Here is a 13,885-nt window from a genome sequence, read left to right on the forward strand (position 1 = left end):
TTGTTTCCTCCACTTAAAAGCCATAGGCTGAACGGTAAATTTTTTCGATATCCCGAACGTTTAATGCACGGGGATTATTGCGAAGTAAACGGACTTGTTTGATCGCCTCAGCAGCCATTTCACTTAAAGCCGATTCAGGAATGTCAAATTCACTTAGTGACTTAGGAATATCAACGTACCGGCATATTCTGGTCATCGCTTCTATAGCTTTATCCGCTGCCTCATCATCATTTAAATGATTGACTTTCTCTCCAAGTGCTTCAGCAATGTCTCGGAACCTTTCCAAACATGCAATTTTATTCCACTTCATGACAAATGGCAGTAATAATGAATTGCTGACTCCATGTGATAAATGGAAGCGTCCTCCAAGCGGATAAGCTAAGGCATGGACAGCTCCAACACCGGCATTTCCAAAAGCTAACCCTGCCATTAGGCTTCCCGTGATCATAGCTTCCCGTGCTTCCAGATTATCTGGTGCAGCATAAGCCTTTAGTAAATTTTTTGCGATCAACTTCATGGCCCCAATTGCCAAAGCATCAGTAACGGGCGAAGCAAATTTGGAAATATAAGCCTCTACCGCATGGACAAGTGCATCCACTCCGCTCGCAGCCGTCACACTTGGCGGGCAAGTCAGCGTCATCACAGGCGATACAATCGCTACATCCGGTAAAAGATATGAACTAACAATTCCCTTCTTCACCTGTTCTTTTTTGTCCGATAAAATCGAAATATTCGTCACTTCAGACCCGGTTCCGGCCGTCGTCGGTATGGCTATTAAAGGCAGACCCGGAACTTCAATCAAATTCGTACCGAAATATGTCTCGATGCTACCTGAATTTGTAGCCATGACGGAAGAGGCTTTCGCAATATCCATCGCACTTCCCCCGCCTACCGCAATCAGTCCATCATGATTTCCCTCCCTGATAGACCGTACACATAGCTCAACGATTTCAATTTCCGGTTCAGGATTCACATCCGAGAAAATACCGTATGGTGATGAAAGTAGATCCTCAACCTTTTGCACTACCCCGGCATCCAGTAATACTTTATCTGTAACTATCAACGGATTCTTCATCCCTAATCGCTTAACCTCATCAGTCAGCTGCTGTAAAGAATCTGATCCTGTCACCAATTTGTTAGCCATTGAAAAAATAGAAATATTCATGGTTATCTCCCCCTTCATGTATTTTCTAATGCAGGAATCATGCCAAATTGAAAACGCTTAATTTATAAGGGGAATAACCTTTTTTTCGTGGATAACAATAGAAATAATGAGTAGAAATCAAATCAATAAAACTATTTTGATTCGTTTTCTAATCGAATGTGAAATTTTTTCATTTTTTGCACCAAAGCGCTTTGACTAATATCCAAAGAGATCGCCGCAGCCCTTGTAGTCCCATATTTTTTCATCGCATTCAGGATCAGGGATTGCTCCAGCTCGGAAACGGCATCCTTCAATGAATGTGTTGTAGGTTTTTTTGATAAGACCGGCTGGATGAAGGATGGTAAATTAGGCAAATCAATCGTATCATCATAAGTCGTGACGACCAGTCGCTCTGCAAGACTTGCGAGCTCACGTATATTACCAGGCCACGAATAGTTCGTCAGCCATTCATAGCATTCCGGTGTCATCTTTTTCTTTTCATTATATTTTTCATTGAATTTTTTTAAATACATTTCTAAAAGTGGGATCGTTTCTTCCTTTCGCTGGCGTAGGGGCGGGACTTCAAATGATACGATATTAAGCCGGTAATATAGATCTTCGCGGAAAGACCCTTCTTGAACGAGGGAGGCAAGATCCCGATGAGTGGCTGTAATTAACCTGACATCCACCTCTTTCATTTCGGTAGATCCTACTCTCATAAACTTGTTTTCTTCTACCACTTTCAAAAGTTTTACCTGTAACTCTAAAGGTAAATCCCCAATTTCGTCCAAAAATAACGTGCCACCATTCACTTTCTCGAAAATCCCCATTTTCCCATTCTTAAGGGATCCGGTAAATGCCCCTGGTTCATATCCAAAAAGTTCAGATTCCACCAAGTTCGCTGGGATGGCTCCGCAATTTAATTCAAGAAAGATTTTTTCCTTCCTGGAGCTTTTGGCATGTATGTACTTGGCGATTAAACTTTTCCCTACTCCCGTTTCCCCCTGTAACAAGATCTTCGCATCCGTTTTAGCTACTTTATCAGCCAGTTTGAATAAGGGAGTTGTAGAAGGCCCAATGATTATTTCTTGTAAATTGACCTGTTCCGAGCCAGGCAATAATTGAGAAATAGGTTGGAAAGATAGCTTTTGGCTGTCGATCGTGTACTTCATCCGGATTAATTCAGTTATATCCCTTACACTATTTATGACAAATATGACTTCATTCTGTGGCGATAGAATAGGTGTGGCCGATACAATAATCTTTCTTCCATTTCGGATTCTTTGTGTCAAAGTAACATGATTCTTCGTCCGGATTGAGTCCAATGAAGCAGAAACGGATATCATACCCTGCTCAATTAAATAACTCATCGATTTTCCGATAATTTCCTCTTCTCTTATTCCGGTAATACGCTGATAAGCTTGATTGATAAATAATGTCGTTCCAGCACCATCCGTGATATATACGCCATCATACAGGGCATTAAATACAACCCTGCATAAATCACTCTCAAAGAATGCTTGAAATTGTTCATATGGTATTGAGTAATTGCGTAGATTTTGTAGCGGTGCATTCACAGTAATGAAATGGGAAATAGGCTTCGTCAAATCACTCTGCTGCACTGCCGCAGATAACGCCTCTATTGTCAAAAATCCGATGAAATCTTCTGAATCATCCAAAACTTCCACTTCAGTGCTTCCTATGGGGAAATATGATATTGCTTCCTCCACGGTCATATCCGAATAAAACTTAGTCATCAATATTCACTCCTAACCTGATCCCTTTATAATACTATGTATAAATGCTGCACCGGTAAAACAAATCAATCCATATATGCTATTTCTGATTACAGCGATAAATATGCATCGGAATGACACTTTTATCATACCAATGGTGTTTTTTATGCTCAAATCCATTTTCACTCACCAAAGGAAAACTCCCCCTATAGGAAGAAAAACTGCGAAAAACCCTCCATTATTTATAGCTTAAGAAAAATTTTTTGATGTTTTTAAAAGTTTTTCTGCAAAATTCCAATCCGTATTTAGAATTACGTTTCAGACTGTAGGCACACTCGATGAAAATCGAGTGTGCCTATAGTTTTTTGGCTTGAACAATTTGAACGTTGATTTCGCTCCAGGCACTCGCTTTCCGCGGGCGGTCCGGGAGCCTCTTCGGCTTGCGGCTCTGGGGTTCTCCCTTGGACGCGTTTTTCCCGCAGGAGTCTCGTACCTTCCTCTCCAATCAACTTTGTTTTAACATTTAGATAGAACTCTTTTGCCTATTATCTTTTTAAAATAGAAGGATTAAAACCTGAGATAATGAGGATACTTTTTTAACATATTTCTAATCAGCTAGAGCAACTTGAAATATTACTTTAGACCAACTAATGCAAGCGAACCAATTGGTTCGTAAAATTAAGGCTGCCATTGATTGACCTTGGGCCAAAATTTCAAAGGAAATTTAAAAAGGGGTTCGGATTTTTTATTTCCGCACCACTTTTGTTACAAACTGAAACCTAATCCATTTGGATTAGGTTTTTTTGTTTGATTAAAGAATGTTGATTGCTTCACCTCTAATCATATGCTTAATTTGGGAACCAGCCTACCGGTTTTACATCGAGATTAATGTTGATTTGCTTAATTTCCTGGTATTCATCCAAGCCGTATTTTCCTAAACTGCGTCCAATCCCGCTCTGTTTGTAGCCGCCCCATGGCGCCTCGACATATGTTGGATGATAATCATTTACCCATGTAATCCCTGCACGCACTTTCTTGATCACACGCAATCCTTTTGCGCCATCGTTAGTGAAGACGCCGCCTGCAAGGCCGTAGTCTGTATCATTTGCAAGTTTAATAGCTTCTTCTTCACCTTTAAACCTTTGAATGACAACGACTGGGCCGAAGATTTCTTCTTGTACGATGCGCATGTCAGGTGTTACATCGGTGAAGACAGTCGGTGCAATGAAGTATCCTTTGTCAAGGCCGTCATCAACAAGACGGTAACCGCCTGCTGCAAGTGTCGCACCTTCCTGTTTGCCGATTTCAATATAATTTAAAATGCTATTCATTTGCGCTTCGCTGACAATTGCCCCCATGTTGCTGTCTTCTGCAAGGCCAGGTCCAACTTTGATTTTATTTGCGCGTTCCACATAGCGTTCTACATATTCATCATAAATGCTTTCTTCAACCAGGATGCGGCTACCTGATGAACATACTTGGCCGGCACCGAAGAAGATGCCAAATAATCCGTAATCGATGGCTGTCTCTAAATCTGCATCAGCAAAAACGATGTTAGGTGATTTACCGCCAAGCTCAAGGGAGATTTTCTTTAAGTTGCCCGCTGCCGCTTTCATGATAGTGCGGCCAACATCCGTACTTCCCGTAAATGAAACGATGTCAACGTCCTTGCTTTCTGCAATGGTTTGACCGACAACTGTGCCGCGCCCCATCACCATATTAGCCACACCTTTAGGGATGCCGACTTCCTCTAGGATTTCAAATAATTTCATTGCTGTTACAGGTGTCACTTCAGCCGGTTTATATACAATGGTGTTACCCGCCGCAAGGGCCGGTGCGATTTTCCAGACACTCATTAGAAGAGGGAAATTCCAAGGTACAATCAAACCGGCTACACCTACTGGCTCACGAACGACCATCGCTTGCACGGGAGCGGGAACCTGATAGGTTTCCCCTTCTGGATGAAGGATCAAACCAGCGTAGTAACGGAAACACGCAGCGGCATCGGCAATATCGAAACCTGCCTCTGCTTTAAGTTTCCCGTTGTCCATTGTTTCGAGAATCGTTAACTCTTCCGCACGTTCATCAATTTTATCAGCTATTTTATATAGGTAGGAAGCTCGCTCCTGTGCCGTCAGTCCTGACCAGATTCCACTTTCAAAAGCTGCTTTCGCAACTGAGATTGCATTTTCTGTATCTTCCTTGGTGGCACGCGGAGCCCTTGCAATGACTTCCTGTGTTGCAGGATTGATGACCGGGATAACTTCATTTGAAGATGAGGACTGCCACTTACCGTCGATGTAATTTTTAAGCTCTATAACTGCCGTTTCTAAAATTGTCATGTTTTTTTCCTCCGGTTTTCATTATTTTTTTGTAAGCCTGTACGGAATCGTTAAAGTTTTAAAACAAGTCTGTTGTCCTTTGCACGTGAGCAGCATGTCAGGATTGACTTACGTGATTGACGGTTTTGTTCGCTAAGAAAGAAATCCCGGTGATCCACTTCACCTTCTGCAACATCTACCTCACAACTTCCGCACCCGCCCACTTTACAAGAATAAGGTGCATCAATTCCTTCCCTTAAAAGCGCATCAAGCAGTGTTTCGCCTTCATGAACTTGGATGGACCGATCGCTGTCTGAAAGGTCGACAATGAAAGGATCTTTCGGCCCATCATTTTTTGTCGCAAATAATTCGAAGTGGATCGCATGTTCCGGATAACCATAGGAACTGGCGGCTTTTCGATACTCTTGTACCATCTCGATTGGTCCACAAAAATATACATGCGTGCCAATGCGATGATCCTTCATCGTCTCAGGCATCATTCTGCGTTTGTCTTCTGCCTGCGAAAAATAAAAGGTGCATTGATCAGGATATTTGGCTTTCAACTGATCATAAAAAGCACATAATTCCGGTGTGCGTGCTGCATAATGGAGTTCGAAGGTTTGGCCTTCGGCAGCCATGTCTTCCATCATTGCCAGAAATGGGGTGATGCCGATTCCAGCTGCATAAAAGGCATGATGCTTTGCTCGAAAGCTGAGAGGGAAGTTGTTTTTAGGGAAACTGACTTCCAACCTGGAATCTATCTGTACATGATCATGCCAGAAAGCGGAACCTCCGCGTGACGCCTCATCACGCCGAATGGAAATTGCATATTTTTTACGGTCCCTTGGGTTGCTGATAAGGGAGTATTCTCTCTCGAATATCGTATCCCCGGCCGGTATGAATGTGGTCAAATGCGAACCGCCAGTAAATGCAGGCAATGTGTTTCCATCAACTGGAATCAACTCGAACTGTTTTACGAATGCTGTTTCTTGAATGATCTTGTTTACTTTCATTTGAATATTTCCTACTACCCGCATGATGATCAGCTCCCTACTTCTTCTTTTCCGATTGAGATGAATGGGTAACCAATATAACCTTCCCGTACTATGGAATAAAAAGGTCCTATTTCAAGACTTGCTCTGCAATGGTCACATTCTGCAATCTCTGCTTCTTCTGCGACTTCCGACACTTCGAAACATTTCATGCAATATACGTACCGCCGTTTAGGCCCGATAATCACAGTCTGGATCTCAGCTTCAGATAGGCCAGCTTCCACCCCGAGCGAGAAGATCATTACGGCATTGTTCCATGCAGCCGCAATATAAAATTGGGTGCCCATCTTTTGTGACAAGATGACTCTCTTAATCTCCTCTTTATCTTCCATTCCATTAATGGAAATACATTCAAAAGGCACTGTACCTGCAAGTTCAGAAGTGAAACTTTTCGCCTTTTCATATCCGGCTTGATCAGAAATGACGACAAACTTTCTTCGATCATTCCGAGGAGTAAATTGATTTACGATCGTAATTGATTTATCAAACAATACTGGACTATTGTACAAGGCCCTATCCTCCTACTTATTGTTATCTTCGCTTTTTTGTTTTTCATCAATACGCCTCAAATATTCAACCGATTGCGGAAGAAACGGGGCAATTCCTTTGTATGCAGCCATAGGTTCAGGAATATCCTGCAGTACGCTATATGTCAGATCAAACCACTCCTGGCGCAATGTCAAATCCTCCAGTGGCAGGAACTGCGTATTCAATACGAATAGAATGGCGTTGCTTCGTGGCATGCTATAAAATTTTTGTTCTTCAACACGCAAACGAACAAGTTTACCTCCATTTTCCGGTGTTATCCCAGAACGCTGTGGTCCCCAGACATCCATCGTTTCATAGTTGACATCCCAACGGTCCGCCATCAGGTTCCAGTTAATGCGTGTCCATGGCTTTCCTGGCTCAATGGATAATAAAAACTTACGAACGCGATCTGCCAGTTCATCGCCTTTCCGCGATACAAATGGAACAGGTGCATGGATCTCATCAAAGGACATGCCTTTATTCCAGTTAGCTGAGAAGAGTGCGGCGTATGAAACTTGTCCCACTTCCAAATAGAAATTACTATCGCGATGAACCATTAAAACAAAATCATTATGGAAATGGCGGCCTATATAATCAAGCGGCTCATTTGGAAGCGTGGTGGCATCGCCATACACGAATGAATCTGATTCCCCGAATATGTGGTTCTTGAAAGTCCAGTTGTCTCCATCTTTAATGACCTCGAAATGCTCCGGATAGCGATCAGTTGCCATGTCGATGAGCATTTCCAACACTTCCCATTGCATTTCCATTGTGTGTGAAAAAGATTGAAACCTTATATGCGGCTGTTCTTGAAGGAGACGACGCTTCGTTTCCACTTGGAGTCTGTATTCTGGTGTAACTTCAATACAGTTAATGTTTGAGAGTCTTTTCAAATCGTTTGAATAACGATAGTTACCTGAAGTGAATGGAAATGGGAATGTATCTAAATCGGTTGTTTTGAAATCTAAACTTTGTGTAAACATTAAGCAATCTCCTCTCGTTCCCTAGATTCTTTAAATTGCGATTTTTCTATTTAGCTTCCTTTAATTCAACGGATGGACGCTCCATGTCAACTTCAAAACGGAAAATGTATTTAGATGAAACATAGTAGGTGACTAAAGCGACAAAGTATGTTGGAATTCCGGCAGCTGTATAAAGGAAAAAGTCACTTGCTTCAAAAGTCAATGGATTATAGAGTGCCCAGTAAACGATCGTTCCAATGACCATCGTGAGAACTGCCGACGGGTTAATGCCTTTCCAATAAGTATAAGAGCCTTGTGTGTCATACAAATCCCTTATTGAAATGCGTTGTCGTTTTACAAAAAAGTAATCTGCAACGACAATGCCGCCAAGAACAGCCATAATAAAGGAAATGACAGCAATGAATGAACCAAATGCATCGTAGAACGTCGAGCTTAGAAGTAAGAATATAGTCGGTACGGTTGTACCCATCGCAATCATCCATGACTTTTTCGGGAATACAGTTTTAAAGCTGACAGCTTGTGAGTACATAAGGAAAATGGCTGCACCGACATTCCCAACCGAAAGTAAAATCAAGCCAATGAAGCCACCCCAACTTCCTGCGATGGAAAACATCCAGTCAGAAGGATTAAGTGAACCAGCGACTAATGCAGCAAGGGCCCCAACTAAAGCAGCGATACAGACGATGATTCCATAGCTGTAGAATCCTGCTTTAAATGCTCCTCCTTCTGTTTTAGATAAACGGCTGTATTGGCCAAGGTATGGAAGCCATGAGAAGCCGAGACCGACATTTAATTCCAGGGCTGTCGCGAATGAACGAGAAGTCGATTCAAATGGCTCGGAAGGAAGTATATGAGCAACATTAGTGAATCCCTGGCCAAACAAGACTATTGCGAGAAGGCCAAACATGAGAACCATAAATACCGGAACGGCTACTGCGGTATATTTTTGAATCGCTATCGGTCCCCTCACCGTTACAAGGAATGCACAGATGAAGAGTAAAATCGAGAAAAACGGCGCTCCAGTTGCTTGGCTTGAGAAAATGTCGGGCATCCCCATCCAATTAGCAGCCTCTGCTAACGCCTGGCCGGACATGAAAAGCGCAATGGAAATGTAGCCGAGAGTTAAAATAAGAAAAACAAAGAAAAAGATATTGGATCCTAGATACCCTAGTGAACTTCGAAACCCTACAAAAGTATCTATGCCATACCTTGCAAAATAAAGTGTAATGGGAACAATCAACAGCAAAGGGAAGGCGTTACCGAATAAAATCGCTGCAAGTGACTGCTTCGCATCAAGCATTGTACCTGTGTATCCACCAGTTAACAGCCCAAAAGATGAGAGGCCAATAACAACCTGAACTAAAATTAAATCCCGAAGGTTAAAAATCCGGTCACTTTTACTTGCCGGTAAAAAGCCAAAGGCCACATCCTTTGAAATGGAGGAATTCTCTTTACTCACTCGCTTCTCTCCCAACTATAAAATAATGATTGTATCGCTTGGAAATAAGGCTGTATTTGTTTTGGGTGAGCTAAACAAAACTACTTTAGAAAAGTGTATAGACCAGGTAAAAGATGATTAAAATCATGAGAAAAATAGAACCTGTCGCATCCTTCCATTTCATTTTGTCGATTTTCACGGCATCTTCCTGCTCATACGCATTGATCCGCTCATTCAAATCTGAATATAGATTTTTAATAAAGGGATCTTCAGAATTGATATTCTGTTGGAACTGATTCTCTTTATTCAAAATAGCTTCTCCCTCCTTTGCAATCATGCTTTCTAGTCCCTTCTCTTTACTTTAATGCAATAAACATGCCAATCAGAAAACACCATGCTTACTGGGTTTTCAAAAGGAAGAATATTCATTTTTGAAACTATTGAACAATTGTGAAATTTCTGTAATATAAAAACTAGGAAGTTAAATGAAAGGCAGGTAGACATAAATGGATCACTTCACCTCTGCACTCTTGTCTATTTACGATCAGCTTATTGTGACAGATAAAAATGGCACCATACTGAAATCGACCGGAACAGGGAATTCCTTATTCCAAACAGTCAAATCCGCTAATGTCGGCGGTTCCATCAAAGATGTTGAACAAGATTTATTTTCCACAAGCTTGGCAGAAGAGATAATGGGCAAAAATGAAAAAAGATCTTTCATGCAGTCCTCATGGCAGGGTCCAGAGATGCTGATGACGGCATACCCGATTGAATCTGGGGCATGGGTTTGGGCCTACAAAGAAATTAAAGACTCTTATCCAGATACATCAAGGGGGCAATCGGGGCCTTTGTTGGAATCGAAGAAGCCATCTTTTCCATTTGTGATACGCAGTAAACCGATGCTTGATGTTCTGCATAAAATGCAAATGGTTTCTGATGTTAGCGCAACAGTCCTTTTATTGGGGGAATCCGGTGTAGGAAAGGAAATGGCCGCCAGGGCCATACATAATATGAGTAACAGATGTGACGGTCCGTTTATACCTGTCAATTGCGGTGCAATCCCGGAAAACTTGATTGAAAGCGAACTTTTTGGCTACGTGGAAGGGGCTTTTACCAGCGCACGGAAAGACGGTGCCAAAGGGAAATTCACACTCGCCCATAAAGGTATCTTATTCTTGGATGAGGTTGGCGAATTACCGCTTAACGTACAGGTAAAACTGCTTCGCGTCCTTCAGGAACGCGTTGTCACACCAATTGGAAGTATGACATCACACCCTGTTGATATTCAAGTGATTGCCGCAACAAATAAATCACTCGAAAAAATGGTGAAAAAAGGTGAATTTCGAGAAGACTTATATTATCGTCTTCATGTCGTACCTATCCATCTTCCACCGCTTAGGAATCGTGTAGATGAAATCCCCCATCTGGTTCAGTTTTTTTTACAAAAGTACAATACACTATACAATCGAAATGTAGCTTTCACCCCGGATGCAATCGACTTGCTATGTATCTATCAATGGCCCGGTAATGTGCGCGAACTTGAAAATACAGTTGAAAGGCTTGTGATTACTAGCGGAATGCCGGAAGTAGATGTGGTGTTGGTTAAAGAGGTCCTTCCTTTTAAAGGGCCCAAACCCACTTCAATACCTGTTATCGATTTTCTGATGCCTATGCAGGAAGCAGTCGACCTTGTGGAGGAACAGCTTATCAACATGGCGATGGAACAATACAAATCATTAAAACTAGCAGCGAAGGTATTGGAAGTAAGCCAGCCTACGATGAGCAGGAAATATAAAAAATTACGTAATAAAATTGAAGAGGCACGCTTTTCACCAGTGGATAAACGGGCCATTTTAGAAGAACAAATAAATCAACGGCTTCGTTCCATTGCCGTTGTAACCGCAGCTATCATTCCAGCTGAAGAGGTTATCAGTCTACAAAAAAATATGAACCGGCAAACTTCCTATTCCCAGAAATTAAAACAAAAACTTACCATGATTCAAGAAAAGGAAGGGGTAATTGAATGGGTCTTTATATTTATCATGACGGAGGATGGACGTCTGATTCACCTCGTTGCAGACAAAGGCTTTGTAATTGAACCGGGGGAAGAATATATTGGGCCCCCTGAAATGGTTAATGTCGCTTACCAGGCGTTTAATGGTAAAGCTGGTGTGACTCCCATATACGAAGACAGGTACGGTGAGTGGAAAACAAGCTTTGCGCCAATTATTGATGATGACGGCAATATCGTTGCTATTGTAGGATGTGATTACAGCAAAGCCTATTTCAATTCGGAAATGCAACGTCTTCGTAAGCAACTCAATATACATGTTTGATTTCAGGATGCAGTCATGCAGGATCAAACCGTTTGGGGACTAAAGCAAAAAAAAGAAAAGCTGATGAACAAGAGCCGGCTTGAACAGGCTTTTGCAGTCAGCTTTTTCGTTATTTTCTTCCATATACATCATGACCGTTATGAAGGAATTAAAATGGAATTAATGCCAGCCGTTTTTAATCCAACTGGTTTTGTCATATTGACCACACTTATATAGGCAATTTTATATCTTGTTCTTCCACAATCCTGTCTTATAGTAGTTTTACGATTTATCTCCAAGTAACTCGTTAACACAGTACTTCAACGTTAAATCCTCCAGGCGCTTCTACATAGAACGTATATCTGTGTAAGTGTTTTGGAGGTTTTACCATGAATCCATCATCCTTCAACCGTTGATTGATCCTGTTAACTTGCTCTTCATTTTCTTGTATGAATCCAACATGAAAAGTCTTGGGGTATTGTACATCGCTTCCTTTCATTAGTGTCAATATGGATCCATCATCATCTTTCATTGCGGCGAACCCATCGCCTCGACTTCCTGCACATGACAATCCAAAGTATCTTTCTAAAAACTCCCTTGATGCTGTAACATCATTAACTGTTAAATTTATATGATTGATCTTCATTACTTCCCCCAATTAAATATTATTGTTTTCTTTCCGTCTCTCCGTAAAAAAGTTAATTTTCCGCATGCTCGTTGTGATGTTGTTAGTCACTTTGTAATCAGACTTGTTAATTCTCCCTTCCTATTTTGTAAGGTATTCCTTCTTTTTCGTAAAAATGTCAGTATTATCCTTCCGATTCAGTAAATAATCATCCAAGTTACCGCAATTACAAGATTTAAAAAGGCCAACCAGTAAAAACTGGCTAGCCTTTGGTGTAACTCTATTACAATATTTTTTCATTTTCAAAGTTAGTGTTTGACTCTACTTTCTTAGCCAATTTAAATTTATAGAATAATATACAGGCTATCAAAAATCCTATCCCATAAAACAGTCCGACTCGTTGAGTAGGATCAAAGGCAAGGAATACTAGAATCAGCAAACAAAAGCCTAAACAAAACAACGGGACAAATGGGTAAAAGGGTACTATGTATTGTAAATCTTCCGTTTTACCACCCGCTTTTATAAATTTCCTTCTAAACATATATTGCGATAAAGCAATTCCCATCCATGAGATCGTTACGGAAATACCCGCTATGGACATAAGTATCACAAACACTGTATCCGCCGCAATGAAGCTAGTCAATAACGATAGGAGCGAAAAACAGATCGTAAAAAGAAGGGCATTCAATGGCACTTTCCTCTTGGATAATAGACCAAACACCTTGGGTGCCATTCCGTCATGAGCCATCGACCAAAGTAACCTTGTGGATGCATAAAGACATGAATTCCCCACAGAAAGTATGGCTGTCAAAATAATGAAATTCATGATACCTGCTGCATAAGGTATCCCGGCTATCTTCATCAAAGTTACAAAAGGACTTTCCAATAAGCCTAATTCCGAAGAAGGGAATATGGCGGAAAGGATGATAATGGACGAAATGTAGAAAATAATGATTCTAAATAGTATGTTTCGTATGGCTTTAGGGATATTCTCTTCAGGTTTTTCACTTTCCCCTGCCGCTATTCCTATTAGTTCTGAGCCTTGATAAGAAAATATTACATTCATCATTGTCACAAAGATGATTGTAATCCCCCCTGCTGGAAATAGACCAGAAGGAGCCAAATTCTCAAAGAATGGGGTTGGACGATCAGATAAAGAGACAAAACCAAAGATGCCCGCGATTCCAATCAAGATAAACAAAATCACTGCAACGATTTTTATTCCAGCGAACCAATATTCCGCCTCTGCAAAACCTCTTGTCGTTAATGCATTCAAAGTAAATAAAAGCACTATGAACACAGCACACCAAATCCAGGTAGGACTATTGGGGAACCATTGTTTCATCAATATTCCTGCAGCCGTGAACTCAACTCCTGCTGTTGCGGCTGAACCTACGAAATACATCCATCCTAGAGAGAAACCAGCGGAAGGCCCTATATATTCGGTAGCATATTTCTGGAAAGAACCTGTAACCGGCATATGAACGGCTAGCTCGCCAAGGCAGACCATTACCATATACAAAATAAGACCGCCGGCTAGATAACCGACCAGGGCCCCCCCTGCCCCTGCTTGGTTAATTGTATAGCCTGCATTTAAAAAAAGACCTGTACCAATTACGCCGCCGAGTGAAAGCATAAATAAATGGCGTCTTTTCATTGAGCGTTGCAGCTGATTATTATTCTCCAGTCCATACCCCATGTAATCACTTCCTTATCTTATCTATTAGCCTATGCCTTGCC

At 41.4% G+C, this 13,885-nt stretch carries 12 protein-coding genes; 2 read left to right on the forward strand and 10 right to left on the reverse strand.

Features of this window, described 5'->3' with window-relative positions:
• Positions 1 to 13: 13 nt before the first annotated feature.
• From J7J00_RS06520 to J7J00_RS06555, 8 genes are all read right to left on the reverse strand, one after another.
• Positions 14 to 1,165, reverse strand: a complete 1,152-nt coding sequence (locus tag J7J00_RS06520; RefSeq protein WP_214789024.1) for an iron-containing alcohol dehydrogenase — start codon at positions 1,163 to 1,165, stop codon at positions 14 to 16.
• 131 nt (positions 1,166 to 1,296) lie between these two features.
• Positions 1,297 to 2,901 (reverse strand): sigma-54 interaction domain-containing protein, encoded by a 1,605-nt coding sequence (locus tag J7J00_RS06525; RefSeq protein ID WP_214789027.1) that lies wholly within the window; start codon positions 2,899 to 2,901, stop codon positions 1,297 to 1,299.
• Positions 2,902 to 3,728: 827 nt separating this feature from the next.
• Positions 3,729 to 5,222, reverse strand: a complete 1,494-nt coding sequence (locus J7J00_RS06530) for an aldehyde dehydrogenase family protein (protein WP_214789030.1) — start codon at positions 5,220 to 5,222, stop codon at positions 3,729 to 3,731.
• Positions 5,223 to 5,272: 50 nt separating this feature from the next.
• A complete protein-coding gene (locus tag J7J00_RS06535; protein ID WP_286201213.1) occupies positions 5,273 to 6,238 on the reverse strand; it encodes a PDR/VanB family oxidoreductase in 966 nt (321 codons plus the stop codon).
• Positions 6,239 to 6,243: 5 nt separating this feature from the next.
• Entirely contained in the window at positions 6,244 to 6,762 is a 519-nt protein-coding gene (locus J7J00_RS06540; protein WP_214789033.1) for a hypothetical protein, read from the reverse strand.
• 12 nt (positions 6,763 to 6,774) lie between these two features.
• Complete coding sequence (locus J7J00_RS06545) at positions 6,775 to 7,764, reverse strand: heme-dependent oxidative N-demethylase family protein (protein WP_214789036.1); 990 nt, start codon at positions 7,762 to 7,764, stop codon at positions 6,775 to 6,777.
• A gap of 46 nt (positions 7,765 to 7,810) precedes the next feature.
• Positions 7,811 to 9,223, reverse strand: coding sequence for a purine-cytosine permease family protein (locus J7J00_RS06550; protein WP_214789039.1), 1,413 nt, complete (start codon positions 9,221 to 9,223; stop codon positions 7,811 to 7,813).
• A gap of 85 nt (positions 9,224 to 9,308) precedes the next feature.
• A complete protein-coding gene (locus tag J7J00_RS06555; protein WP_098370673.1) occupies positions 9,309 to 9,539 on the reverse strand; it encodes a hypothetical protein in 231 nt (76 codons plus the stop codon).
• A 193-nt stretch (positions 9,540 to 9,732) separates the two neighbouring features.
• On the opposite strand from J7J00_RS06555, the gene J7J00_RS06560 reads away from it, so the two are divergent.
• Both J7J00_RS06560 and J7J00_RS06565 read left to right on the forward strand, forming a co-directional pair.
• Positions 9,733 to 11,541, forward strand: coding sequence for a sigma 54-interacting transcriptional regulator (locus J7J00_RS06560; RefSeq protein WP_214789042.1), 1,809 nt, complete (start codon positions 9,733 to 9,735; stop codon positions 11,539 to 11,541).
• 15 nt (positions 11,542 to 11,556) lie between these two features.
• On the forward strand, positions 11,557 to 11,757 hold the full coding sequence (locus J7J00_RS06565; protein WP_214789045.1) for a hypothetical protein: 201 nt from the start codon (positions 11,557 to 11,559) through the stop codon (positions 11,755 to 11,757).
• Between the two features lie 70 nt (positions 11,758 to 11,827).
• Here J7J00_RS06565 and J7J00_RS06570 read toward each other — a convergent pair whose 3' ends face one another.
• Positions 11,828 to 12,166, reverse strand: a complete 339-nt coding sequence (locus J7J00_RS06570; protein ID WP_063233316.1) for a VOC family protein — start codon at positions 12,164 to 12,166, stop codon at positions 11,828 to 11,830.
• 262 nt (positions 12,167 to 12,428) lie between these two features.
• Complete coding sequence (locus J7J00_RS06575; protein WP_214789048.1) at positions 12,429 to 13,844, reverse strand: amino acid permease; 1,416 nt, start codon at positions 13,842 to 13,844, stop codon at positions 12,429 to 12,431.
• Between the last annotated feature and the right edge of the window lie 41 nt (positions 13,845 to 13,885).

Origin of the sequence: Bacillus sp. ISL-4, from assembly GCF_018613275.1 — a bacterium.
Classification (GTDB): Bacteria; Bacillota; Bacilli; order Bacillales; family DSM-1321; genus Peribacillus; species Peribacillus simplex_E.